Raw genomic sequence first — 26,884 nt, 5'->3', positions numbered from 1 at the left:
AAAGTGCCAAAAGAATAGACCCTTTGGCACTTTATTTTTTATGCTACTTTTTGTGTCATTTGGTCATTACTGTTTTTTTTAAGCTTACTTTTTCTCGTTACGATTAATAGGAATGTAGAAATAACTGCTCCAAGTAATGCTGCACCAAGCCAGATGCTTGCTGCTACTAGGATTGGCTGTCCTTTTACTAATGCTAAGGAGAAAATTCCTGCGCCAGGAACATTTAATCCGATATGGAAGTAGGCCACAATCGAACCTGTTACTGCTGAACCCGCGATCAAGGATGGAATTACACGGAATGGGTCATTGATCATAAATGGAATGGCTCCTTCGGTAATACCAGCCAGACCAAGCAGCCATGTTTGTTTACCGACTTCCTGCTCTTGTTTGTCAAAATATTTCTTACCAATAATAGTCGCAAATGTAACGGAGAAAGCTGAAACCATTTTTACAGAAGCGAAAGCTGCGTAAGGAATAAAGTTTCCGTTTGCCATTGCCCCAATACAGAATGTATAGGCCGCTTTGTTTACAGGACCACCTAAGTCAAATGAAACCATTGCGCCAATAATGGCACCTAATAAAAGGGCGTTGCCGCCTGAAAGTCCATTTAGCCAGCTGATTAAGCCTTGGTTGATAAAAGCAAGTGGTTTTCCGATCACAAATAACATGATAGAACCAACGACCAGTGTTCCAACAACAGGGTACACCCAGAAGCTAACAAATCCTGCGAAAGTTCCTTTTGGCTTTACTTTTTTCTTTAAAAACTTTAAGAAGAAACCGGCTAGAAAACCGCCAAGCATCCCTCCAAGGAAACCGCTGCCAATTAGGTTCGCTGCAATACCGGCTGCAAAACCAGGTCCGAGTGCAGGCTTATCAGCGATCGAATAGGCCATGTAGGCTGCCAGGATTGGGACCATCAATTGTCCAAGCATTCCGCCGCCCAATTGTCTTAGTAACCAAAGCCATGAACCTTCTTTGTTGTAAACGGCTTGAAGGCCAAACGTTTGAGAGATCAATACTGCTACTGCTAATGTCATACCGCCGGCAATAATAACAGGGATAATATAGGAAATACCGGTTAATAATGAGTCCTTAATTTCTGTTTTAAATGATTTTTTGTCATTGTCTTCTGAAGAAGACGCAGCGGTTTGGGAAGGATTGTAGGCCTTCTTTGGAATTCTTTCCGCTTTTTCGAGCGCCTGCTTAATCAAGTCTTTTGCATTACGCAATGGTGCAGCAACGGATGTTTTCACCGCTGGTAAGTGGGCGAAACGTTCTTCCTCTTTTATCGCTACATCATTTGCAAAAATAATCGCATCTGCTTTTTTTAGAAGGGCAGTTGTATGACGGTCTTCAATCCCGTTCGCCCCTTGTTTTTCAACAAAGACATCAACACCTAGTTCGTTTCCAGCTTGCTTGAGTGCCTCTGCTGCCATATAGGTGTGGGCAATCCCCGCAGGACAAGCAGTAATCGCTAAGATCGTTTTATTGAGTTTCGCTGCAGCTTTTGTTTCCGCTGCGGATTCTGTCTTGTCCAGCTGCTCAAATAGTTCCGTATTTGTTTTGGCGTTTAACAAACCATTTTTATACGATTCGTTTGCGAGTCTTGTGACAAATTCCGAAAGTAGTGTAAGGTGTGTTGAACCTGCTTCACTTTCTGGAATGGCAAGCAAAATAACAAGTTGTACTCTATTGTTTGGATCGATACTTTCCCAATCTGTTAGCGGACTTTTGAGTGTTGCCACTGCAAAAGCTGCTTCTTTAACCGCTTTCGATTTTCCGTGCGGAATGGCAAGTCCGCCTTCAAATCCAGTAGGAGAAAGTTTTTCCCGATCATATACAGATTGAAGAAATTCATCTTCAGAATATAATTTTCCAGCTTCACCGAGTTGTTTGACTAAGTACTGGATCGCTTCTGCTTTAGAATCGAATGTGTTTCCAGTGCTGACTAGTCTTGGTGAGGTAAGTGTTTGTAGCTGCATCATTTATACCTCCGTAATCGTTTTGTAAGTGTTTTCATCTTACGGATTTATCGTATCAAAAAAAATAAGAAGAAATGAATTCTTCTTATTTTTACACAGAGGAATTAGTGCTATCCGATTTGGTGTGTATTTTTACACATATTTAGTAATGGTCCCAATAATATTGGGATAAAGTTTGTAAAACAATCATAGCTGGTGTCCGATCGGTGATATTGTAGCCGTTCTTTATTTTTTTCGGTGCATAGCAAAAAAGGTTAATCGCCGCTGTTTCTTGAAGGGAGTTACGTGAAAAATGGGTTAAGGAAATGATATTGCTTTCCTTTTGTTTGGCCAGCTCTGCCATTTCCAGGATTTGTTTGGTTTCACCGGAGAAGCTGATTAAAAACAGCACATCATGTTGATTCATTTGATCAATCATATGAATCATTTCATGGCGATGAACCGAAAATTCAGCGGTTTTTCCTGCAACACGTAAATTTCGAACCATCATTTCACAGAAAACGGTTGTGTCGCCAACGGCAAAAAACAAGGCGCGCTTGGCATCATGAATCAATTTAGCCGTTGTTTCGATTCGTTCCATATCAATTAGTTCAAAGGTTTTTTGGATATGATGATAAATTCCCTCCTCTTGGGGAGGCAGTGAAGGCTTGAGTTCTTCTTTCATGCTGTTTTTTAACTGGGAAAAACCATCATATCCCAGTTTCTTGGAAAGCCTTGTAATCGTATTTGGAACGGTAAAAAAATTGGCAGCAAGGCTTTGAATCGATTGGTGAACAAAATCCTGCTTATTTTTTAAGATATAGTCAATAATTTGGTCATCTGTGTCATTTAATTTGTATTCAAACTTATGTATGCGTTCTTCAAATTGCATGGTTTCACCTCTATAGGGGACGGTTCTCTTGTCCATTATCATAGCAAAGGAGTGGTTTTTTTGAAAGAAGGGCAAATGGGGAAGTTCTTCTGGCAGGTAATAAGGCGTTCGGTACCATGAAAAGACAAAATAGAGGATTGTTCATTTGAAGATGACAGGATGTTTGTAAGATGCACCATCGCATTTTGTATATTAAGCAGAAAAGCTGAAAGAACAATTTTTGTCCTTTCAGCCTTTACTGTTAGTTCTGTTCGATTTGACTTAATAGTTCAATTGCTTCTTCTTTTGTGTAATCGCAAGTAATTGTTCGCAATATTCCTCATTCATGAGCTTGCGTGAAAGCATTTGTAGAACTTTGAGGTGTTTGTTTCCGGCTGCTTCCTCTGGAGCGTAATTCCACTTGTTCTGCCATGACACGATCTGGATGAGGCTTAATGGATGATAGAGAACAAAAAAACGGGCGTTTTTTGCCCGGTTTCTTACCCGATGTATACAACGAAAAAAACTATGTTAGATCTATTACGTTCAGGATCTTTTTTTACCCTTAGCATTATCTGAAACCAAAACTAGCTGATTTCTCCCCCGACGGCAATAATATCTTTTTCATTCATCAGGGCGGCTTCAATGGCCAATTCAAGTCCTTTTACAATCGTATCGAGCCCCATACTTGGCTGGCCAGGGTTGTGGATAACTTGTTCCGGGAGAAAAGGAATATGGATGAAGCCTCCGCGAATGGAATTGCCAATGGAATCAAGAAAATGCATTAATCCATAGAAAATATTGTTGCAGACAAAGGTTCCAGCTGTATGTGAAACAGTGGCAGGGATTCCGTTGTCGTTCATTTTCTTTACCATTGCCTTGATTGGAAGGGTAGACCAGTATCCAACTGGGCCACCCGGAACAATTTCCTTGTCGATCGGTTGATTGTGATCGTTATCAGGGATGCGGGCATCATTTAAATTAATTGCCACTCTCTCCGGCGTAATCACCGGGCGTCCTCCTGCCTGGCCGACACAGACCACCATATAAGGTTGAATTTCCTCAATTGCTTCTTCAAGGAAAGTAATCGCTTTTCCAAAAACGGTTGGAATTTCTTTGGTTACAATCACCGAACCGAAAATCACTTTTCCATTTAGCTGTTTCACTGCCTCCAGGGCGGGATTGACTGAATCACCGCCAAAAGGGTCAAAACCTGTGACAAGGACTTTTTTCATCTTAATCACCTTTTTTATCAAATTCGTTTTCTATAATTTAAAATGGTACACCAAAAAGTACATTAAAAGCATATTAATGACGAACAATGGTATGGCTACGGGAATCTGAGCTTTAATAACTGCATTTTTATCTTTTAATTCCAAAAGCATTGGTGGCACAATATTGAAGTTTGCAGCCATAGGCGTCATTAAGGTTCCGCAATATTCGGCAAACATTCCAAGGGCGGCCATGATGGCGGGATTCCCTCCATGCATGTGCACAATCAGCGGCAAACCAATTCCGCCTGTAATGACGGCAAATGCGGCAAATGCATTCCCCATGACCATTGTAAAGAGAGCCATACCGATACAATAAGCGGCTACTGCCACAAATGGAATTTGCGTTGGCAGTACATTTCCCACCATCTTTGATACCACATCGCCGACACCTGCTGCGGCAAAGATGGCTCCGAGTGCTGCAAGCATTTGCGGCAAAATGATCGCCCAACCAACGGAATCCATCAATCGGGTATTTTCATGCACAGCAGCAGAAGGCTTTGCTTTTGTCAGCACTTGAGCGGCCAAAAATGCTAGAATCGTAGCAATACCAAGCGCAATTAATGCTGTATTGGTAGGGTCAACCAAATTATTTTTTCCAAAGTGGATTTTACCAAGTGTGAGAGAACCAATGACAGTAAAAACCGGAATGACTAAAGCTGGGATGAAAATCTTGCCTTTCAATTTTGACGCATGTGCTTCTCTTTCTTCTTTCGGCGCCTCGGCATGGTTTCCGTTCTTTACTTTTCCCAATGAAGCTAAAATCACCATAATCAAAACAAGATACCCGATGACAGTCGGAGGAACAACTTTTCCAAAAAGGAATGTGAAAGCGAAAATTCCCCAAAACAAGGATGATCCGATACGGGTTGGGTGGTTTTTGTCCATGGCTATTTTGATCGCAACCAATGCAACAATAATTCCAAGCAGATAATAGATGTAATCAAGTGTAATGAAATTCATATGGATCTCCTCCTTTAGGCAGTCTTGCTTTTCGCATTTTTATTTTTGGTCATTTCCCGTTCAATACGCTTGTCCAAAGTATGGAGGCGCCACCATGAGAGTAAAAAGGCGCTGATGGCGGTAGGGATTCCCCAAAGTGCCATATTCCAAACCCCAACGTGCAAACCGACTGAATCGAAGAATCCTTTCATCAAAAGAATCGCTCCGGTAGCAATGAAGATGTCCTCACCGAAAAACCAGCCGATGTTTTCAGATGCGGCAGCATGGGCTTTAATATCTTCCTGCAGTTTTTCTGGAAGCTCCCCGTGCTTTGCTGTTGCAGCGCCTTCTGCCATTGGGGCAACAAGCGGGCGAACCGTTTGGGCATGCCCTCCGATGTTCAGACCAAGCGATGCACTTATTTCACGGATGAGCTGATAGGATAGGATCACCCTTCCCGAAGTAGCTCCCTTTGTTTTTTTAATCAATGACGCTGCCACTTCCTTCAGGCCATAACGTTCAAGCAAACCAATCACTGGAAGACTAAGAATGATTGGAAGAGACATATACCGATTGGTGACAAAAATCTCACCGAATTTTGCCATAATCTCGTTAAAAGACATATGTGAAACCAAGCCCGTTGCTACACCCGATGCCATTACAACCAGCAAGGTGTTCAGACGGAAGCCAAATCCAAGCGCAACAATTAAGATTCCAATTAGTTTAATCACAGTGTGATCCCCTTTGTAAATGAAGTAAGCTGTAAAGTTCCTTTAAAAAATAGTAAGATTGCTTTTTTTGTTTACTTGCCTACAGGCTGTACGGCTATATCGGAATCGGCAAGAAGCTGCCTAATTTGACTTGCAAACAGTAAAGCATGTTGCCCGTCACCGTGAATGCAAACCGTATCCGCCTGAATCGCTATTTCTACCCCTTGTTGTGATTCGACTTTTCTTTCTTTAATCATACGGATTACTTGCTCGACTGCTTTCTGGTCATCTGTAATTAAGGCATCTGGCTGACACCTTGGTGTCAGCGAACCGTCCAGTTGATAAGTTCTATCGGCAAATACCTCATTTGCCGTTTGCAATCCGATCATTTCTCCCGCTTTCACTAGTTCACCGCCAGAAAGACCGAAAAGAATAAGTTCAGGATCTATTTTGTAAACGGCCTTAGCGATCGCATCTGATAACTCACGGCTCTTTGCGGCCATATTATAAAGGGCCCCGTGCGGCTTCACATGCTGCAGTTTTCCGCCTTCTGCCTTGACGAATCCATAAAGTGCGCCAATTTGGTAAACAACCATATCAAATGCTTCCTGTGGAGAAATATCCATATTTCTCCTTCCAAAGCCAACCAAATCAGGCAGCCCGGGATGTGCTCCGATCGCAACCCCATTTTGCAGCGCCAGTTTTACCGTTTGGCGCATTGTGGCTGGATCCCCTGCATGAAAACCGCAGGCAATATTGGCCGAAGTGACGAATTTCAAAATTTCTTCATCTGTCCCCATCTTATATGCACCGAAGCTCTCTCCCAAATCACAGTTCAAATCAATCCGAAACATCGTTATCCCCCCAAATATCTTTTTTCTTTTAAATAAACCCCTTGTTTAAATAATTGAATTTTTTGTTCACGCAGCCGTAAAAGCTTTTGAGCATCTTCCAATGAAACTTCTTTGAATCGTATTTTCTCTCCTGGCTTTACCTGAGCCAGAACAGGGAGATCCACTGTAACAACCTGGGCTATTTTAGGGTAACCGCCTGTTGTTTGGCGGTCTGCCATGAGTACGATGGGATTGCCATCTGAAGGCACCTGAACAGTCCCGACTGTCACCGCCTCCGAGATTAGTTCCTGCGGCTTGGAAAGCTCTAGTTGTGGTCCCAAAGCTGGTACCCCATGCGGTCCGATTGGGATGTAACCTGAAATTCATTCGAAAAAAATTGCTCCTTGCCGCTTTCAGTGAACCAATCAAATTCCCCGCCTTTTGTTACACGGATCAGCGGATTGTTGTAGACAGGCCTTATATTCGAACCTACAGACCACTTGCTTACAGCATAAGGATTGGAACCCAATTTCTTATAAAGAAAACGAGTTTTGCCTATAGACAAGTCTGAAGGTGGGCGTGTCTGCAAGATATCCCCTTTCTTCAGTGACCGTCCATGAAATCCGCCGAACCCTGCCCTTAGATAGGTGCTGCGGCTTCCCATAATGATCGGAATATCGAACCCACCTGCCACAGCCAAGTAAGCCCGACACCCAGACTTGGCCGATCCAAATGATAATACACATCCTTTTTTAATTAACACGGGGCGCCATGCGGGAATGCGCTTCCCGTCAATGTCAGGTGACAAATTACCACCGCAAATGGCAATCAATGAATCTTCCTCAAACTGAAGCTTAGGGCCAATCATTGTGATTTCAAGTGTTCCTTCCGCCTCATCGTTGCCAACTAAAAGATTGGCAATCCGTAGGGAGAATGGATCCATAGCGCCGCTCACAACAACACCCTGATTTTGAAAACCATGTCTTCCCAAATCCTGAATGGTGGTGAGAAGTCCTGGACGAATTACCCGAATACTCATTGGGTTTCCTCCTTCCATTCCTGAAATTCCTTTGGTGATATCGGACGGAAATGGATCATATCGCCTGACTGCAACAAACTCGGAGTACTGTGGGTTGGGCGGAAAAGAGATACAGGTGTCCGTCCAATCATCTGCCAGCCTCCAGGTGTTTCAATTGGATACATTCCTGTTTGCATCCCCGCTATTCCAACCGTCCCTGCCGGAATAGACAATCGGGGAACTTGACGCCTTGGTGTACTAATCCGTTCGGACATGCCTCCAAGATAAGGGAAGCCAGGAGCAAAACCGATCATATAAACAAGATACTCACCACTTGAATGGATTTGAATCACTTCATCTGCAGTGAGTCCGTTATGTTCGGCCACGAACATAAGATCCGGACCGAATTCGCCGCCATAGCAAACAGGAATCTCAACAATACGAGGTGTGTTAACCTTGGTATCTCCCATATCGGTTATCGTTTGTTCCAAAGCCGAACACACTTCTTTAAAGGAAAGTTGTAAAGGATTATAAAATACAGTAATGGTGGTAAATGCCGGAACGCATTCAACCATCCCCGAAAACGGTTCTTTCTCTAGACGGGTGGCACAAGCACTCACCAAACGATGTATATCTGGTGTAATTTGGTTGCCAAATTGAATAATAACAGCAGAATCTCCCAATGGAACTATTTGCATTTTCGGAAAGCTGCCTCCTTTCGGAATTGATTAAGGTGTGGTCATCCGAAGGCTGGCCAAATGAGTTGCTATAATTTTGAAAATTTCCACAATAATATATTATTATAAATTTCTATGCATTAAAATTCAACGGAAATTTCTGTCTTTTCGGGATGTGCGTGTATTTTTACAACAATCAGTACTGTTTGAATGTGTCAGATAATCAAAAAAATGATTAAAAGGACTTATAAAATTGCCCCATATATTTTTATAAAGTTATTTTAATATTAATTTATTATGCTAACAATATATTATTTAGATGAAATCCATCTCACTTTGAGATGAATTATTGGCGTTAGGCATCACGAAAGGACAAATTATTAAGAAGATATAGTTATGAAGAAAAACTTTTTTGATTCTTTTTACAAAAACGATTATTCTTGGTAAAGAAAAAGTCTTTCTTCGGGTTGTTGAGAAGGTAGGTACAAAAAACTTGTTTGACGACAGGGTATCTTCGGACAGAGGAAGGTAAAATTACCGAAGTGGTGTCCGAAGTAAGGCCACCTTCGGACAGAGGAAAGCAAAAGTAACCCAGTTGTGTCCGAAGATCACCTTCGGACAGAAGAAAGCAAAAGTAACCCAGTTGTGTCCGAAGTTAGCGTATCTATCTTCTTAAAAAAGGAGTTCTCACCACTCTGCAAAAAAGATAATGCTTGGTATTGGATACTTATACAATCAAATAGATGGAGGGAACAGAATGCATCCTTTATTTTTAAAGCCAGTTTTTAAAGAACGAATTTGGGGAGGAACCACTCTAAATACTGAATTTGGTTATGAGATTCCATGCGAGCAGACGGGAGAATGCTGGGCGATTTCAGCACACCCAAATGGACCGTCAGTGGTTGAAAACGGCCCATTTTCCGGGTGACTTTGGATAAATTGTGGAGTGAACATCCTGAAGTGTTCGGAAATCCAAAGGAAAAGATTTTTCCACTGTTAACCAAAATTTTAGATGCGAATATGGATTTATCGGTACAGGTTCATCCAGATGACGCTTATGCCATGGTCCATGAAAACGGTGAATTAGGAAAGACCGAATGCTGGTACATTATTGACTGTAAAGAAGATGCGGACATGATTTTCGGTCACAATGCCGGAACAAAAGAGGAACTCATCGAGCAAATTCAAAGCGGAAAATGGAATGACTTGCTTCGCCGAGTAAAAATTAAGCCGGGTGATTTTTTCTATGTTCCAAGTGGGACGATTCATGCCTTATGTGAAGGGACACTGGTTTTGGAAACGCAGCAAAGCTCGGATACTACTTACCGAGTGTATGACTATGACCGCCGAGATGCCGGAGGAAACCTACGGGAGCTGCATCTAGAAAAAGCCATTGAGGTGACGACCGTTCCTCATCAGAATTACCATGTGAGTCCAAAGGTTCAAAAACGGGAAGGGGTCAATGTGATTACTTTTGTAGATGAAGAGTTTTTCACGGTTTATAAGTGGGAGATCAACGGAAAAGCAAACTTCTCGTTTGATGACCAATACCTGCTTCTTAGTGTTCTTAAGGGGAATGGCAAGCTTGCTCATAATGGAGAGCAGTATAAGCTGGAGAAAGGCAACCATCTCATCATTCCTTATGGGTTTGGGGATTTTGAAATTGAGGGGAACTGTGATGTAATCGTTTCACATACATAGTCAGAATCTATTAATCAAACGTTTGATTAAATTTAGATACCTTGCCATGGAACAACTTGAATAGTGTATCGTATTGGCAGGATGTGTAATGGTGAAGCACATCTTGCTTTTTAGCCTTTGCGGAATGAAGCAAGTGAAAAAGCCAGCTTGTACACAAAACAAGCTGGCTTTGACTTCATTTTTTTCTTTCCGCAGTAGACTCTCTGATCACTAATTTGGTTGGCAGCAGGATTTCATGTATCGGTCCATCTTGATGGTCGATTCTCCAACAAAGCTGTTCTACGGCTTTTTTACCATAGTAATTTAAATCAATATCCATCGTGGTAATCTTCGGTGTGGATATTTGAGACAATAGTCCATTATCAAAACTGCAGACGGATACGTCCCCAGGCACCTTGAAGCCATTTTGCTGCAATATGGATGAAATGAGGAAACCATGGCCATCATTCACACAAAACCAGGCAGTGGGTTTTTGAGAAAGCTGGTCAAAGAACTGCGTCATTTCAACTTGGTCCTCATGAGCGTGATCGAAGATAAAATCTTGATTTGGTTCTATTCCACCTTTTTTTAACGCTAGTAAGTATCCTTCAAATCTTTCTTGATAGCTTGGGGAATAGTTGACATTCCCAACAAAGGCAATGTCACGATGTCCTAATTCGATTAAATGCTCGACTGCTGTGTATGCTCCAAAACGGTTATTGGTTAAAATCGCATCCACATGCAAGTGTGGATCATGATGATCAATTAAAACAGTAGGAATCCCTGTTTTAATGATGTTTGCGATGTAATCCGTACTGATATGAGAGAGAATTATTATTCCGCCAATCTCATGATTCGATAACAAGGAAGGAAGAGTTAAATGATCTTTTGCTGCTTGATCAATGGATTCAATCAGTAAATTCATGCCTCGCTCTCGAACCTCTTTTTCGATACTTAAATAAATCGCCCCAAAAAAGCTTTTAAGTGAAAAAGCATATTCAGAAGCAATCAAGGCAATGTTACTTGGTGTATGTCTTTCAACCTGTAGGGTTTTACTGTTTTTAGAGTAGGAGTACCCTAATTCATCCGCTGCATTTTGCACAAGCCTTCTGGTTTCCTCGCTAACTCCTGCTTTTCCAGACAATGCTTGTGAAACGGAGTTTTTAGAGATATTTAGTTTATCGGCAATATCTTGCATTGTCACCTTTTTTGCCATTCTGATCAATCGCTCCTTACTTGGTGTAAAAGTCATTTTAATGACTGTCATTTTGTAATTATATTGTAACGTTACGGAATAATAAATTACAATAGTTTTGTAATTTACTTATAAAGTATTTTTTTTCATGATTTCATCCAAAAAATCAATTGACAACCTAAAAATAAGGTGTAATAATGGGTTTGTAACGTTATTGAAAGCGTTACAAAACAGAAAAAATAATTTGTAATTATGAAATCATTAGAAATGAGGGATTATCTCACTGAACTTTCATACGCAATTACCTCTATTTTACTACTTTTTTAAATGCTAATGATAGCGTTACCAATTATTTTGGATTTTTAATTTCTGCCTTACATTTTTTCATAAACGGGGGTATTTAGGATGAGGATAAGAAAAGTAGCATCTGTATTGTTTGCGGCCTCTTTAACAGTATCTGGGCTTGCAGCGTGCTCGAGCGGCAGCGGGGGAACCAAAAGTGATACTGCCAAAAACGGTGTAACAACGATTGAATTCTGGGCAGCACCAAACCCAACGCAGCAAGTATATTGGAAAGAAATTGCCGCTGAATTTTCAAAGGCAAACCCTAAAATCAAAGTAAATGTCAGCCCAATGAAAGAAAGTCCGACATCTGAAGCAAGTATCCAATCCGCGATTGCGGGTGGAAGTGCACCAACGATGTCTGAAAATATTAACCGCGGATTTGCTGCTCAATTATCAGACAGTAAAGCGCTTGTTCCATTAGATACAATCACAGGATTTGATCAGGTTAAAAAAGAACGGAATATGGATAATACAATGAAAGGCTGGAAGTTCGCCGATGGCCATCAATATGTATTGCCAATCTATTCAAACGCGATGTTATTTGGCTGGAGAATCGATATCTTAAAAGAACTTGGATACAATGAACCACCAAAAACCTACAGCGAAATGATAGATGTAGCCAAAAAATTGAAAGCAAAATATCCTGATAAATATCTATGGGCGAAAGCAGATCTTGCAGATCCGACAGCATGGAAAAGATGGTTTGATTTCTTCATGTTATATGATGCTGCTTCCAATGGTAACAAGTTTGTGGAAGGAACCAAATTTACTGCGAATAAAACAGCAGGCGAGAAAGTACTTCAATTCATGGATGACCTTCGCAAAAATAATGCCTTGTTAACAAGACAAGTAACAGATCCATTCGAAAGCGGTCTTGGCGTATTTATTGACGTTGGTCCTTGGACAATCCCTTACTGGGCAGATAAATATCCAAATATGAAATTTAATCAAACATATACGTTAGCATTGCCTCCAGTTCCAGATGGTGCTGATACATCGAAAGTGAAAACATTTGCTGATACAAAAGGCTTGGTCATTTATGCTTCTGCAACAAAAGAACAGCAAGAGGCAGCGATGAAATTCATCAGCTGGGTATACTCGAAACCTGAAAATGACTGAAAATGGCTTGAAAAAACAAGTTTGCCACCTGCTCGTGATGATTTAACAACAAATGACACCTTTAAATCGTTCTTTGATAAAAACCCTGCATTACAGCCATATGCAGCAGCAGTTCCAAATGCCATTCCACCAATGGATAATGCGAAGTATAACGATCTCCAAACATTTATTGGACAACAAGCCTTCAATCCAGTAGTAAAAGGAGAAAAAGATCCAAAAACTGCATGGAAGGATATGCAGAACGCCATTGAGGGGGCTCTCAAATAATGAGAACAAGACAAGGGAGGTTGGGCTGGCTTTTTGCCAGTCCTTATCTTGTATATGCCATTGTTTTTTTCGCCATACCACTTGTTTGGTCCATTTACTTATCATTTACCGATTGGAATTTAATTTCGCCAACCTTTAATTTCAAAGGCTTCAAAAATTATCTGGATGCTTTCCATAGTCCAGGGGTGCAGGCTGCCTTTTTTGTCACCTTTAAATTTATGGCTGTGTTTGTACCCATGGTTATTGCATTTTCGATCGTCGTTGCCATGATTGTCCATGGCTTACCTAGATTTAAAGGCTTATTTTTGATTGGCTTTTTCCTTCCTTATTTAGCGTCAGGGGTTGTTTCATCCCTAATTGTAAAAGGAGTTTTATCCTACAACAGTCCACTCAATGAATTTTTACGCAAATCGTTGGGCTTGGATATTAACTGGCTAGGAACGCCGTTTGCAGCGTTGTTTGTAGTAGCGTTGATTATTGCTTGGAAATTCACTGGCTATTATGCACTGATTTTAACATCTGGATTTGAAAGTATTAGTAAGGAAGTTTATGAGGCCGCCTTAATTGATGGTGTAAATCCTTGGCAGCGCTTTTGGAAAATTACCTTCCCGCTGCTTTACCCGGCTTTATACACGGTCTTAATTCTCTCAATTGGGGTAACTTTTGGTATTTTTACAGAAGTTTATCAGTTAACAGGTGGAGGACCAAACTTTGCAACCAATACTTGGCAAATGGAGATCTTTACAAGAGCATTCTCAAATCTTCAGGCAGGTTATGCTTCAGCCGTTGCCATTATTGCGTCTGTTGTGACCTTTGTTTCCATTTTTATCATTCGAAAACTTTTAGAATTGTGGGGTAAACGAAATGGTTGGACCTGAAAAAGCGGATTAATGTTTCGCTACCTTATTGCCGTGATTTTATTGCTCATTATGATTTTTCCTTATCTTTATATGGTGTTTAGTTCATTTGCTACTTGGGATCAAGTGGATAAAAAGATGTTTCCGACACATTTTACCCTGAAATCGTATCAGTGGCTTTTAGGTGGAGGCCAATCGGTTATTCCCCGTCCTTGGCTACATGCTTTCTTCAATAGCTTTGTTGTCTCGGCATCTTCAACTCTGTTCATGATGGTAACGGGGATTATGGTTGCTTATGCCTTAGCGAAAATCCCGTTTAAAGGCAGAAATGCTATTAATAATATTATTCTTTTTCAAATGTTTTTCCCAGCGATTATTTTGCTGATTCCAACCTTCCTGGTCATTCAGAAGGTCGGTATGTACAACTCTTACTGGGGCATGATTTTACCAAAGGCAGTGAGCCTATGGGCCGTGTTTATGTATACAAACTTCTTCAGGGCTATACCGGATACATTTATTGAGGCTGCCAAATTGGACGGTGCAAGTGAACTGCAAATTATGTTTAAAGTCGTGATGCCAATGTCCAAATCGATTACAACCGTCATCTTTTTGTTCTTGTTTATGGAAAGATGGACAGAGCTATTATGGGATATGTTAGTTGCCAAGAGCGATAACATGTTGACCTTGAACGTTCTTTTATCGCAAATGTTTGGACCATATGGCGGCTACCCGGGTCCAATGTATGCCGCATCTGTTTTGCTGACACTTCCGATTATTATCATTTTCTTAATTTTCTCGAAAAAGTTCCAAGAAGGTATGCAGTTTACGCTTAAGTAGTAGAAGATGGGAGTTCTGTGTCATGGCTGTATGGTGGAAACAATCGGTTTTTTATCAAATTTATATGCCAAGTTTTAAAGATGGCAATGGAGATGGAATGGGCGACTTTGCTGGTATTACGGAAAAGCTCGATTATATAAAAGATTTGGGGATCGAAGGCTTGTGGCTGACTCCCTTTTACCCATCGCCAAAGGTCGATAATGGCTATGATATTTCCGATTATGAATCCATTGATCCGGCGTATGGAACGATGGAGGATTTTGAAAGATTCATAGAGGAAGCACATCTGCGAAAGATCCGAGTAATTGTTGATTTAGTGCTCAATCATACCTCTTCTGAACATCCATGGTTCAAAAAATCAAGATCGGCCAAGGATCATCCAAAACGGGATTGGTTTATTTGGAGAGATCAACCGAATAATTGGGAATCTTTTTTTGGCGGGTCGGCATGGGAATATGATGTGTTGACCAATCAGTATTATTATCATGCATTTGCCAAAGAGCAGGTTGATTTAAATTGGGCGAATCCCGACGTGAAAAAAGCCATGTTCCATGTGATGAAATTTTGGCTTGAAAAAGGGGTTGATGGTTTCCGTCTGGATGTCATCAATTTCTTAAAAGTGCAGGATCAGTTTCAAGACAACCCATATGATGAAGGAAAACAAGAACAAGTCCATTTGTATGATAAAGATCAACAAGGGATTCTGGCTGTTATCGAAGAAATTGCCGGCTTTGTTCATCAATATCCTGATAAATTCCTTGTTGGTGAAGTTGGTTCCGAGGATCTGGAGATTCTGAAACGGTATTCGGGCCAGGATAAGCTGGATGTTGTGTTTAACTTTAATATTGGCAGTATTGCTAGATTTGACCTTACTATGCTTTATCAACAATTGTTTGCGACAGAACAAGCCTATGATTCCTATCAAATCCCCACTTTGTTTTTCTCCAGCCATGATATGTCAAGGCACATATCTCGATTTGGAAATGATGAAGACAGAGCTAAACTGGTAGCGGCTTTGCTGCTAACCGCAAAAGGGATTCCATTCCTCTACTATGGCGATGAAATTGGGATGGGGGATTGGATTACAACTGACATCAACAAAATGAAGGATGTCCAAGGGATTATGGGATATCAATTGGCATGTAAAGCTGGAAAGTCACATGAAGAGGCGATAGCGATTGCGAATGGAAAGTCACGTGACAAATCCCGTACCCCGATGCAATGGAATGCAGGGCTTAATGTTGGTTTCTCCGAGCATGAGCCATGGATGACGATTCCAGATGATGCCAATAAGGTGAATGTAGAAGACCAGCAGGATGATCCCGATTCGATGCTGAGCTTTTATAAAAACCTTTTAAAAATTAGAAAACAACACTCATGCCTCACTAGAGGGGTGTATGAGTATTTAAATAATGAGGACGGCTTACTTACTTTCATAAGAAACGATCAAACCCAAAGAATTTTAGTGATGTTCAACTTCGCTGACCATGCAAAAGCAATTGAAATCGACAATGGTTTTTCAACTTTGCTGCTTTCAAACAAGCGGAAATCATTTAACAGGAAAGAAATTCTTGCAAATGAAGTGTTAATCGTAAAGGAGGAAACAGGAAAATGACCTTAATAAAAGGCGATGTCAAAACCTGTCGAGAGCTTTTAAAAGAAATGACCGCTAAACTGATGAATCCTGAAAAAATTGTGTTCACTGGAATTGGTGACAAGGATGTTTACAATATTACCGCACCCTTTGAGGATGAAGGTGAACTTGTGATTGCGGGGCGGACAGAGTTGAGGGACAGTGAACATTCCCATGTCTACTTTTTTGTTGAGAGAAATGGCGAGTGGGTTCCGCGTGAGAATAGCCCTGTTTTGGAATTGCAGGATCCTTTTTTTACAAAAATAGCAGGCGACCTTGTTCTAGGGGGAGTGCAAACTTTCCCTCATCCAACGAAGGAAGGGGCACTTGGCTGGCGGACAGTTTTTTACAAAGGCACATCCATCAACCAGTTAAAGGAATTTTCCAAAGGGCCAGACGGAATGAAGGACCTTCGCCTGATTGAGCTGAAAGATGGCAGCGTTGGGGTGTTAACGAGACCTCAAGGGGAAAAAGGCGGCCGTGGAAAAATTGGCTGGACGCGAATCGCTTCATTAGATGAGCTAACCATTGATGCCATCCATGATGCACCGTTATTAGCAGGTCAATTTATGGATGAGGAATGGGGCGGAGCGAATGAACCGCATTTGTTAACGAATGGTCTTGTGGGCGTCTTAGGACATATTGCCTCCTTCGATCAGGATGGAAACCGTCACTATTATCCAATGGCTTTTGCGCTAGATCCCGAAACAGCCGAAGTTTCGGATATCCGAATAATTTGTGCACGAAAATATTTCCAGCCTGGGCCGGCTAAGCGTCCAGATTTAGTGGATGTCGTTTTCAGCGGAGGCTTAGTTCGCAACGTTGATGAGGGTAAGGCTGTTTTATATGCAGGTATTAGTGATGCCGAAGCCCAAAAAATAGTGATAGATGATCCGTTTTTACCATATGAGCGTTAAAGGGAGAGGTTAGTAATGAATGTATATAGATATGAAGAAAACCCGTTGGTAACTCCTGAAAGTGTAAAGCCGTACCATGATCATTTTGAGGTCATTGGTGCTTTTAATGCTGGCGTAACCACCTATCTCGATGAAACGATTATGCTGCTTCGTGTCGCGGAGCGTCCGATTAGTGAGGATCCTGCTATTGTAAAAGCGCCGGTTTATAATCCGAAAACAAAAGAATTGGAGATTTTAGAATTTCATCTAGACGATCCAACCTATGATTTTTCCGATCCTCGTGTGATTCGTGAAAATGGATCAACTCAAGGATTCAAGTACTTAACATCTTTGTCTTACTTACGAATTGCCAGAAGCAAAGATGGCCATCATTTTACGATTGATGATCAGCCATTTGTTTACCCTTCGAATGAATTAGAGACTTTTGGTGTGGAGGATCCAAGGATCACGAAGATCGACGATATCTATTATATCTATTTTAGCGCGGTCTCACCTGTGGGTGTGGGTGAATCATTAGTTTCTACGAAGGATTTTGTCACAACGGAGCACCATGGCATGATTTTTGCACCTGAAAACAAAGATGTGTTAATTTTTCCAGAAAAAATAAATGGAAAGTATTACGCATTGAATCGTCCAGTACCAAAAAGTGTGGGTCAACCAGAAATTTGGATTTCAGAGTCCACCAATCTTTTACACTGGGGAAATCACAAATATTTACTGGGCTTACGCGAAGGAATGTGGGACAGCGGTCGTATGGGCGGCGGAGCTGTGCCGATTAAAACCGAAAAAGGCTGGCTTGAGCTTTACCACGGGGCATCAAAGGATGACCGCTATTGTATGGGAGCTGTTTTGCTAGATTTAGAGGATCCAACAAAGGTACTAGCCCGAACCGATCAACCGATTTTAGAGCCGAAAGCCCCTTATGAGGTGGATGGGTTCTTTGGGAATGTCGTCTTCTCATGCGGTGCCATTGTTGAAGGCGATGTGGTGAAAATGTTCTACGGTGTCGCTGATACCTCGATGGCTTGTGCTGAATTAAGCCTGCAAGAAATCTTAGCTTCACTGATCTATATCAAATAGGATTAACAGGCCAAAATTGTTCTCTCGATTTTGGCCTGTTATTTGCCTGCACAGGAAGGTGCCACTTCTATGAAACTAAATGATAACTGGAAAATACGACATTTCGATGTTGGTGCTGCTCGTGACCTTGAAGTCGCTTCACCTGAATATATTGATTATTTTTGGATGACAGCTTCTGTCCCTGGGGATGTTCATTCCACCCTCATTCAACGGAAGCTAATCGACGATCCTTTTTATGGACATAACGATTTTAAATGCCAATGGGTGGAAGAAAAGGTTTGGTGGTATCGAAATACATTTGAATTCGTTGAAAACGTGGGGAAAGAAAATCGCTATGAGTTGATTTTTGAAGGACTGGATACCTTCGCTACGGTTTACCTAAATGGAATTGAGCTTGGTTCAACGGAGAATATGTTTATCAGCCATCCATTTGATGTAACCCGTGAACTGAGGCCAGGGAAAAATATCTTAGCGGTAAAATTTGACCCTGTCCATGTCCATGTGAAAGACAAGGTGCAGTATTATTGGTCCGGTTTTAGCAAAAAAAGAATTTGGACGAGGAAGGCACAAAGCCATTATGGCTGGGATTGGGGTCCTCGTTTAGTTGCTGCGGGGATTTGGAAGGATGTCCATTTAGAGAAAAGGACTTTTGCAAAAATCGATCATGTTTTTGCCAGAACCACGTCGATGACACCCGATTCAGCATGTGTAGAAATTGACGTGAAAATCGATTCCTTTGCGAAAGGAAAAGAATATACCATTGAAGCAAACCTTACGTATGGAGATGAAAATTTTTCTGGGTCGGTGAAGGTGGAAGGCAGTAAAGCTAAAGTGCAATTGGAAGTAGCCGATCCAAAGCTATGGTGGACCCACGATCTCGGAACGCCGAATCTGTATCAGTTAAAAATTGAATTATATGTGGATGGCGAAAGAATTGATCAAAAAATGCAAAGTTTCGGGCTTCGTACGATTGAAGTGCAGCAGAAAGACGAAGAAGGTAACTACAGCTTTACTTTTGTCTTAAACGGCGAAAAGATATTTGCCAAAGGGGCTAATTGGATTCCAATTGATAGCTTCATCGGGGCGGTTCCTGATGCTCGGTATAAGCATCTGATCAGGATGGCAAAGGATGCGAATATGAATATGCTCCGTGTGTGGGGCGGCGGTATCTATGAAAAAGATGTGTTTTATGAGGAATGTGATCGGCTTGGAATTTTGGTCTGGCAGGATTTTATGTTCGCTTGCGCCCTTTATCCTGATTACAATAAGAACTTCATGAATAATGTCCGTGAAGAAATTGTCCATGTGGTGAAACGCTTGCGCAATCATCCTTGCTTGGCGATTTGGTGCGGAAACAATGAAAATGATTGGTTGTATGAGGCTTTGTCCGCTTCAGGGGAAATTCCTCATCCGTTTTATGGCGAAAAAATTTATCATGAATTAATGCCGGAACTCTTGGCGGAGCTTGACCCGACACGGCTCTTTTGGCCAAGTTCCCCATTCGGCGGCAATGACCATAACTCTAGGGAACAGGGTGATTCCCATAACTGGCAGGTGTGGCATGGAAATATGGAACCACGCATGTTTGGGGAAACTCAGCGGGTCAATTACAGTGTCGAAGGACTTTCGTTTAAAAATTTCAAAAAAGATACAACGCTTTTTGCGAGTGAATTTGGCATGCATGCCTCCTCCAACCGCTATACATTGGAGCGGAATATTCCCAAGGATCAATTCTTCTGGGGAAGTGAAGAGATGGCATATCGGAACAAGGATATTCATCATCCAAAAGGTATTTTGTTAATGGAAGGGTGCACGGGGGTTCCTACTAATCTCGAAGAATATATTTCTTTTTCGATGCTCACCCAAGCAGAAGGGTTGAAATATGGAATTGAGCATTACCGCCGCAATAAGCCACACACAAGCGGTGCGTTATTTTGGCAGTTAAATGATTGCTGGCCCGGAACGAGCTGGTCTGTGATTGACTACTATTTACTGCCAAAGGCTGCCTATCATTATGCTCGGAAATTTTACAGTCCGATTCTGCTGTCGATTGATCATGAGCCAGGAGAAGCTCTTAACGTCTGGGTTGTGAACGACAGCTTAGAGTCGTATCAGGATGAGATTGAATTAGCAGTTTACGATTTTTATGGGCGGCAAGTTTTTTCAAAAGAGTGGTCCGTAGTGATTGAGGCGAATGCTTCAAGCCAAATCGGTTTCGTTTTGGAAGAGGAAGCACTCTCGGGTTTGGAACCTGAAGAGGCGGTTATGGTGCTCCGTTCCAAAACCTTTGAAAATATCTATTATTTCCGCGACCAAAAGGACTTGAGATTGGAAAAAGCGGAGTTAAAGGTTGATGTGAGGGAGAATGAAATCACCATCTTGACGAAGTCCCTAGCGCGCATGGTCACGATTGAAATCGATATGGAGCAGCTGATTTTCGAAGACAATTTCTTTGATTTATTGGCGAATGAGACGAAAGTGATTAAGGTTGAGCAGGCACAAGGAAAAGAGATTCCTTGGGAGACGTTAAGAATCAAGGCGATCAATAGTGAAGGGATGATTTAAATGAAAGCAGCGGTGTTGCAAGGAACAAAACAAATGGATGTGTTGGATTGGAAAAAACCAGTACCAGGACCATTTGAAGTGGTTGTGAAAGTAAAAAGCTGTGGGATTTGCGGGACGGATCAACATATTTATCATGGCCATCCGGGTTCTGCGGATGTTCATCCCCCGATCGTTCTTGGTCATGAGCTAGCGGGTGAGGTCGTGGAAGTAGGTTCGGTGGTATCTGGTCTGCAAACGGGGGATCGGGTATCGATCGATCCGAATATTTATTGCGGAACATGCAAGTACTGCCGAAATAATCAAGCCCATTTATGTGTAAACCTTCAAGCCGTCGGAGTAACAAGAGATGGAGGGATGGGTGAGTATTGTTCGGCACCAGAATCAAATTGCTATCAGATCCCGGATGAAATGAGTTTTGAAGAGGCGGCGCTTGTTGAACCATTGGGCTGTGTGTTACATGGGTTTAAAAAACTTCAGTTGAACGCATTGAGTCATGTGCTCATCATTGGCGGCGGCTTTATCGGCCAGTTGTTTTTACAATTGGTCAAACATCAGAATGTTAAGTCGATTACGGTTATTGAACCGGCTGAGCATAAGAAAGAGCTTCTTGAGCGGTTAGGTGCTGATGAAGTGGTGCATTTGCTGAACAGTTCCGAATTGGAAGCAGATGTCGTTATTGAATGTGTGGGACGGAAGGAAAGTATGGAATTGGCAGTGAAATCAGCTGCAAAAGGAGGACAAGTGCTTCTTTTCGGAGTCGCTTCCCCAGAAACCGTCATTTCCGTTTCGCCATTTGAGATTTTTTCAAAAGAACTTTCGATCAAAGGATCGTTTATTAACCCATATACGCATGAAGAGGCCATTTCTTTAATTGCAAAACATGTGGTAGATGTTCAATCATTAATCTCACATCGCTTTTTACTGGGTGAGCTTCCTGAGACAATGGCTGACTATCCGCGTCTTGGGGTTTCAAAGGGGATTCTGAATCACTAAAACGGCAAAGGATCCATGAGCGCCTTTGCCGAGTAATGGCGGAACCTTTCATAAAGGGAGAATAAATAGATGTACTCTATTTTTAAGTCTTTTTCTTCAGAGTTAAAGTTTTATTTAATGATGAATGCCCTTTTTTCATTTGGGGGGAATTTATCTGGTGTGTTTCAAAGTGTCTTTTTATGGAAGTTAGATAAAACCTATTCCCTGCTGGCGTACTTTAGTATGTATTGGTCACTTTCGATCATTATTTTTTTCGGAATTTGTGCGTGGGTAGCCAGGAAAACAAGCCCATTGATTACGATGCGTTTAGGATTTGTTTGTTACTTAATCACCTACCTGATCATGCTTATTTTTCATCAAAGCCTAAATGAGCATATTTTTCTGTTAGGGGTTGTGAATGGGTTGGCCATGAGCCTCTATTATGTCGGAATGCATATGGCTGTATTGGATTTAACAACCAATGATAAGCGGGATCAGTTTTTATATGTTCAAGGTATTCTGTTTACGGTTGGGGGAATGGTAGCGCCGCTTCTATCTGGAATCATCATCTCCCAATTGGATGGTATGATAGGCTACTATGTAGTTTTTATTGCCACCTGTGTATTTTTTATCTTAGCCTTTATTGTTTCTTTAAAGGTAAAAGTAAAGCCTGTTGCATCCAAAAGCTATTTTTGGGAAGTTGTCAAACATCCGTCTGCTGAATGGAGAAAAATGTATAAAGTCATGTTCGCAGATGGTATTGTATCAGGAGTGTATACGACCTTTTTAATTACGATGATGACATTTAAAGTGGCAGGCGGGGAGTTCAGTTTAGGCGTCTTTAATACAGCAGCAGAAATTATCTCCCTGCTGGCATTCTACGCATTGGCCAAATATTCAGGTCCAGATTATCGCATCCGTATATTTGCGATTGGAGCTGTTGGCATTCTATTAGGATCCGTATTCATCTCTGCTTTCCCAATGATCGTAACATTGGTGCTTTTTGCGATTATCCAGCCAGTTTCAATGAATATGATTTCTACTTCAATGAATGCTATGATTTATGCATCGATTGAAAAGGATCCAGAATATAAAGAAAAACGGCTGGATTATATTATTATTAGAGAGATTCCGCTTGGAATTGGCCGAATCCTTGGGGTGGCGATGTTTTTGGCGATGAGGCAATACTTTGATCTTGAGCGGTTATTGCCCGTTTCATTTAGTATTTTTCCGCTCGTTTATCTTGTTATGATTCCTTCTTTGTATTTTATTTGGAAAAAACCAAAGCATGGATATCAGTCAAAGATCATTTGATTATGAATTGGAGGTAGGAAAAGATGTTAGGTGGAATTGAAGCAGGTGGGACGAAGTTTGTTTGTGCAGTTGGTGATGAGTTTGGTACGATCATTGATCAAATCAGGATTCCCACAACCTTACCTGAGGAAACAATTCAACAGGTGATCGCATTTTTTAAACAATATGATATAAAAGCAATGGGAATCGGTTCCTTTGGACCTATTGATATAAATCAGGAAAGCCCGACATATGGAAATATTACTTCAACGCCAAAACACGGATGGAGGGATTTTCCTCTTGTACACTCATTAAAGGATGCTTTTTCGATTCCGATGGGTTTTCATACGGATGTAAATGTAGCTGCACTGGGAGAGGCTGCCCTTGGTGCTGCTAAAGGCTTGGACAGTTGCTTGTACATCACAGTAGGAACGGGAATTGGGGCAGGGGCCATGATCCAAGGCAAGCTTTTACAGGGGCTTTCCCATCCTGAAATGGGACATATTCTCGTTAGAAGGCACCCGAATGATCCATATCAGGGAAAGTGCCCGTATCATCATGATTGTTTAGAAGGTCTGGCCTCGGGTCCTGCCATTGAAGACCGCTGGGGAGAAAAGGGAGAAAACCTGGTTAACAAAGAAGAAGTTTGGGATTTGGAAGGATATTATATTGCTCAAGCCCTTATGCAGTATATCTTAATCCTTTCTCCTAAAAAAATTATCCTCGGCGGAGGGGTTCCACACCAACAAAAGGTCTTTACTTCTATTTATAAGTATTTGAATGTATTGATGCAACAATATGTTTCTTTACCAAAACTCTCTGAGTATATTGTTAGCCCTGGTTTGGGAGATGCTGCCGGAATAACTGGGGCTCTAATCCTTGCAAACCGGACTCTTAAAGAATATTAATATAGAAACAGCGGGAGGTGCCAACCATGCAACCATTATTTTTAGAGCCAGTTTTTAAAGAGAGAATTTGGGGTGGGACCACTCTGGAAAAAGAGTTTGGATATGAAATTACATCCGAACAAACGGGTGAATGCTGGGCGATTTCAGCACACTCAAATGGACCGTCAGTGATTGAAAACGGCCCATTTGCCGGGGTGACTTTGGATAAATTGTGGAGCGAGCATCCAGAGGTTTTTGGAAATCCGAAGGAAAAGGTTTTTCCACTATTAACCAAAATCTTAGATGCGAATATGGATCTATCGGTACAGGTTCATCCAGATGACGCTTATGCCCTGGTCCATGAAAACGGTGAATTAGGAAAGACAGAATGCTGGTATATTATTGACTGTAAAGAAGATGCAGACATGATTTTCGGTCACAATGCCGGAACAAAAGAGGAACTCATCGAGCAAATTCAAAACGGAAAATGGAATGAGCTGCTTCGCCGTGTAAAAATTAAGCCAGGTGATTTTTTCTATGTACCTAGCGGGACGATTCATGCTTTATGTGAAGGGACATTGGTTTTGGAAACGCAGCAAAGCTCGGATACTACTTATCGGGTGTATGACTATGACCGCAAGGATGCCGAAGGAAACCTACGGGAGCTGCATCTAGAAAAAGCCATTGATGTGACGACCGTTCCTCATCAGGATTACCATGTGAGTCCAAAGGTTCAACAACGGGAAGGGGTCAATGTGATTACTTTTGTAGATGAGGAGTTTTTCACGGTTTATAAGTGGGAGATCAATGGAAAGGCAAATTTCTCATTTGATGATCAATACCTGCTTCTTAGTGTTCTTAAGGGGAAGGGCAAGGTTGCTCATAATGGAGAGCAGTATAAGCTGGAGAAAGGCAACCATCTCATTATTCCTTATGGGTTTGGGAATTTTGAAATTGAGGGGAACTGTGATGTGATCGTGTCACATACATAGTCAGAATCTATTAATCAAACGTTTGATTAAATTGGATGGGAGATCGTTATGGCTTGGAAAGTGAAGAAGAGTGCTACTCATAAATTCGACCGCTATACCATTATCAAAGATGAAGTCATTCTGCCAAATAAGGAAGAAAAGACATTTGCTTTTATTGACTTTGCAAAAGGTGTTTGTGTATTAGCATTGACCGAAGACAGACAGGTCCTTTGTTTACAGCAATATCGCCATGCCATAAAAAGCTGGCAATGGGAATTACCGGCGGGCATGATTGATCCTGAGGATGGTGAGCCTTTGGAGACGGCAAAGCGTGAGCTCGAAGAAGAAACCGGTTATAAGGCCAATTCGTGGACCTCACTAGGGAGCTTTTATCCTTCACCAGGCTCTACAAATGAGGAAATTTATTTGTTTTTAGCTATGGATTTAGTAAAATCGGTGCAATCACTGGAAAGCAGTGAGCAAATTGAAGTTCATAGAGTAGAATGGGATCAGCTCAAAAAAATGATCTCTTCAGGGGAATTTCAGCATGGCGGTGGTATGGCGGCAATTTTAAGGTACATGGCATTGGAAAAATAATTGAATGGTAAATGACAAAGGGATGGGCTACCGTCCCTTTTTTTAATTTAAAAGCATTCTTGGGAAAAACCAGACCGTCAGATTTGGACAAACAAGAATAATTTGGCAAAATATATTGACAATATTTTAAGAAAATTATAAATTATAAGTAAATCAGACCGTCTGGTTATCAAAATTTCAATAACTGGTCAGTCAGGTTAGACGAAACAATAAGGGTGGTGGCTAATGAGAGAAGAAATTAATTTATATGAAAAAGTAAAGATGAAAATATTAGAAGACATTAAAACATTAGATGTTGATCAGAGAATTCCATCCAGAATCCAGTTAGCAAAAGAGTACGGTGTTACTAGAACCACTATTGAACGAGCAATCTCTGAGTTGGTGGGAGAAGGATGTTTATATTCAAAAGATGGAAGCGGCACTTATGTTAGCGGTTCAATGATTGCTGAAAAAGGTGAACCTAACACACAGAGTCACAAACAATGGGGTGTTATTCTTCCTAATATTTTAGAAGATACATATCCTGGTATTTTAAGAGGTATAGAGGATGTAGCGAGCAATAATAATATTGTTACCCAGGTTTGCAACACGGATAACGATCCTGTAAAGCAAAGCCAGTACATTTCAAATATGATAAGTTATGGGGTTAGCGGGGTCATTATTGTTCCTTCCATTATCGAGGATGGAAATGTAAGCGTTTTTAATGAAATTGGGGAAAAGAGTATCCCTTTAGTTGCCTGTAACAGAGGTATTTCAGGAATACAATCACCTAAAGTCATTTCTAATAACTATCATGGTGGATATTTAGCAGCAAAGCATTTGATTGAAAATGGCTATCGAAATATTGCATTTATTGCCAGTATTAGCTACTCCGTTTCAATTGAGAGGTATCAAGGATACTTAGCTGCTCTTTCAGATTATGGACTTGAAGCGAATGAGGAATTTGTTAATTTTGAAGATTATTCTTCCTTGTCTGTTAATCTCGATAAAGTTAATAAGATAGGTTACGAACGGGTAAAAGAAATGTTGGCTAAAGACAATCGGCCTGATGCCTTTTTTTGCTTCGATGATCTAATTGCTCAAGGGGCTTATTATGCGATTAGTAATTCTGGATTTCAGGTAGGAACTGAAATTGGTTTAGTAGGGTATAATGATAATTTTTATATATGTAACAGCCTCCAGGAGCATTAACTTCGATTGACTTTAAAGCTTATGAAGTAGGATTTACAGCAGCAAATATCTTGTTGGATATTATGAATGGTGAAAAAGTTCTTAAGAGTAGAACAGTTGTCATTCAACCAGAAATGAAAGTCAGAGGTAGTAGTCAGAAAGAAAAAGTTATTTCTGCCGCAATAGAAAAAAATAATTAATACTAGGGGGAAAACA

General features: G+C 41.1%; 21 protein-coding genes and 4 pseudogenes. 15 read left to right on the top strand and 10 right to left on the bottom strand.

The features are described 5' to 3' along the window. Positions 1–38: 38 nt before the first annotated feature. The 9 genes and pseudogenes from mngA to pxpB form a co-directional block, all read right to left on the bottom strand. Positions 39–1,985 (bottom strand): PTS 2-O-a-mannosyl-D-glycerate transporter subunit IIABC, encoded by a 1,947-nt coding sequence (gene mngA / locus RCG17_RS11355; protein ID WP_308175255.1) that lies wholly within the window; start codon positions 1,983–1,985, stop codon positions 39–41. Positions 1,986–2,124: 139 nt separating this feature from the next. After that, the gene (locus tag RCG17_RS11350) at positions 2,125–2,853 is read right to left on the bottom strand and encodes a MurR/RpiR family transcriptional regulator (RefSeq protein ID WP_308175254.1); all 729 of its coding nucleotides are present in this window, start codon (positions 2,851–2,853) and stop codon (positions 2,125–2,127) included. A gap of 241 nt (positions 2,854–3,094) precedes the next feature. Next, positions 3,095–3,240: pseudogene (locus tag RCG17_RS11345) on the bottom strand (PTS sugar transporter subunit IIA); the annotation flags it as partial. A 179-nt stretch (positions 3,241–3,419) separates the two neighbouring features. Continuing rightward, positions 3,420–4,067 carry a pyroglutamyl-peptidase I gene (gene pcp / locus RCG17_RS11340; protein ID WP_308175253.1) on the bottom strand — a complete coding sequence of 216 codons (648 nt, stop codon included), beginning with the start codon at positions 4,065–4,067 and terminating at the stop codon, positions 3,420–3,422. 30 nt (positions 4,068–4,097) lie between these two features. Next, a complete protein-coding gene (locus RCG17_RS11335; protein ID WP_308175252.1) occupies positions 4,098–5,066 on the bottom strand; it encodes a DUF979 domain-containing protein in 969 nt (322 codons plus the stop codon). 14 nt (positions 5,067–5,080) lie between these two features. Next, positions 5,081–5,776 carry a DUF969 domain-containing protein gene (locus RCG17_RS11330; protein WP_308175251.1) on the bottom strand — a complete coding sequence of 232 codons (696 nt, stop codon included), beginning with the start codon at positions 5,774–5,776 and terminating at the stop codon, positions 5,081–5,083. Positions 5,777–5,847: 71 nt separating this feature from the next. Continuing rightward, the gene (locus RCG17_RS11325; RefSeq protein WP_308175250.1) at positions 5,848–6,609 is read right to left on the bottom strand and encodes a LamB/YcsF family protein; all 762 of its coding nucleotides are present in this window, start codon (positions 6,607–6,609) and stop codon (positions 5,848–5,850) included. A 2-nt stretch (positions 6,610–6,611) separates the two neighbouring features. Further along, positions 6,612–7,627: pseudogene (locus RCG17_RS11320) on the bottom strand (biotin-dependent carboxyltransferase family protein). Next, positions 7,624–8,304: a 5-oxoprolinase subunit PxpB gene (gene pxpB / locus RCG17_RS11315; RefSeq protein WP_308175249.1), complete on the bottom strand. Its 681-nt coding sequence runs from the start codon at positions 8,302–8,304 to the stop codon at positions 7,624–7,626. Before pxpB ends, RCG17_RS11320 begins: the two are co-directional and overlap by 4 nt. Before the next feature lie 736 nt (positions 8,305–9,040). Between pxpB and manA (RCG17_RS11310) the strand changes: the two are divergent. Continuing rightward, positions 9,041–9,984 (top strand): annotated as a pseudogene (gene manA / locus RCG17_RS11310) (mannose-6-phosphate isomerase, class I). Positions 9,985–10,159: 175 nt separating this feature from the next. Here the strand turns inward: manA (RCG17_RS11310) and RCG17_RS11305 are convergent. Further along, positions 10,160–11,179, bottom strand: a complete 1,020-nt coding sequence (locus RCG17_RS11305) for a LacI family DNA-binding transcriptional regulator (RefSeq protein ID WP_308175248.1) — start codon at positions 11,177–11,179, stop codon at positions 10,160–10,162. A gap of 384 nt (positions 11,180–11,563) precedes the next feature. On the opposite strand from RCG17_RS11305, the pseudogene RCG17_RS11300 reads away from it, so the two are divergent. The 14 genes and pseudogenes from RCG17_RS11300 to RCG17_RS11235 all read left to right on the top strand — a co-directional run bounded on the left by RCG17_RS11300 (position 11,564) and on the right by RCG17_RS11235 (position 26,868). Next, positions 11,564–12,889: pseudogene (locus RCG17_RS11300) on the top strand (extracellular solute-binding protein). Then, positions 12,889–13,767, top strand: coding sequence for a carbohydrate ABC transporter permease (locus tag RCG17_RS11295; RefSeq protein WP_308175247.1), 879 nt, complete (start codon positions 12,889–12,891; stop codon positions 13,765–13,767). Before RCG17_RS11300 ends, RCG17_RS11295 begins: the two are co-directional and overlap by 1 nt. Positions 13,768–13,779: 12 nt before the next feature. Then, on the top strand, positions 13,780–14,583 hold the full coding sequence (locus tag RCG17_RS11290; protein ID WP_308175246.1) for a carbohydrate ABC transporter permease: 804 nt from the start codon (positions 13,780–13,782) through the stop codon (positions 14,581–14,583). 22 nt (positions 14,584–14,605) lie between these two features. Beyond that, on the top strand, positions 14,606–16,198 hold the full coding sequence (locus RCG17_RS11285; RefSeq protein WP_308175245.1) for an alpha-glucosidase: 1,593 nt from the start codon (positions 14,606–14,608) through the stop codon (positions 16,196–16,198). Continuing rightward, a complete protein-coding gene (locus RCG17_RS11280) occupies positions 16,195–17,133 on the top strand; it encodes an MTP-1 family protein (protein WP_308175244.1) in 939 nt (312 codons plus the stop codon). The genes RCG17_RS11285 and RCG17_RS11280 overlap by 4 nt, the downstream gene beginning before the upstream one ends. A 15-nt stretch (positions 17,134–17,148) precedes the next feature. Beyond that, complete coding sequence (locus RCG17_RS11275) at positions 17,149–18,213, top strand: BtaManbiosPhlase (RefSeq protein WP_308175243.1); 1,065 nt, start codon at positions 17,149–17,151, stop codon at positions 18,211–18,213. A 69-nt stretch (positions 18,214–18,282) separates the two neighbouring features. Beyond that, on the top strand, positions 18,283–20,778 hold the full coding sequence (locus RCG17_RS11270) for a beta-mannosidase (protein WP_308175242.1): 2,496 nt from the start codon (positions 18,283–18,285) through the stop codon (positions 20,776–20,778). Next, the gene (locus RCG17_RS11265; protein WP_308175241.1) at positions 20,779–21,771 is read left to right on the top strand and encodes a zinc-dependent alcohol dehydrogenase family protein; all 993 of its coding nucleotides are present in this window, start codon (positions 20,779–20,781) and stop codon (positions 21,769–21,771) included. Positions 21,772–21,840: 69 nt separating this feature from the next. Further along, positions 21,841–23,064 (top strand): MFS transporter, encoded by a 1,224-nt coding sequence (locus tag RCG17_RS11260; protein ID WP_308175240.1) that lies wholly within the window; start codon positions 21,841–21,843, stop codon positions 23,062–23,064. A 23-nt stretch (positions 23,065–23,087) separates the two neighbouring features. Continuing rightward, the gene (locus RCG17_RS11255) at positions 23,088–23,951 is read left to right on the top strand and encodes an ROK family protein (RefSeq protein ID WP_308175239.1); all 864 of its coding nucleotides are present in this window, start codon (positions 23,088–23,090) and stop codon (positions 23,949–23,951) included. Between the two features lie 26 nt (positions 23,952–23,977). After that, positions 23,978–24,922 (top strand): mannose-6-phosphate isomerase, class I, encoded by a 945-nt coding sequence (manA, locus tag RCG17_RS11250; protein ID WP_308175238.1) that lies wholly within the window; start codon positions 23,978–23,980, stop codon positions 24,920–24,922. 48 nt (positions 24,923–24,970) lie between these two features. Beyond that, positions 24,971–25,498, top strand: coding sequence for an NUDIX hydrolase (locus RCG17_RS11245; protein ID WP_308175237.1), 528 nt, complete (start codon positions 24,971–24,973; stop codon positions 25,496–25,498). A gap of 225 nt (positions 25,499–25,723) precedes the next feature. After that, positions 25,724–26,689, top strand: a complete 966-nt coding sequence (locus tag RCG17_RS11240) for a GntR family transcriptional regulator (RefSeq protein ID WP_308175236.1) — start codon at positions 25,724–25,726, stop codon at positions 26,687–26,689. Between the two features lie 50 nt (positions 26,690–26,739). Next, on the top strand, positions 26,740–26,868 hold the full coding sequence (locus RCG17_RS11235; protein ID WP_308175235.1) for a hypothetical protein: 129 nt from the start codon (positions 26,740–26,742) through the stop codon (positions 26,866–26,868). The last annotated feature ends 16 nt before the right edge of the window (positions 26,869–26,884 follow it).

It is taken from the genome of Neobacillus sp. PS3-12 (assembly GCF_030915385.1).
In the GTDB taxonomy this organism is placed as follows: domain Bacteria; phylum Bacillota; class Bacilli; order Bacillales; family Cytobacillaceae; genus JAEVLT01.
This window is presented reverse-complemented; position numbering and strand designations above follow the sequence as displayed.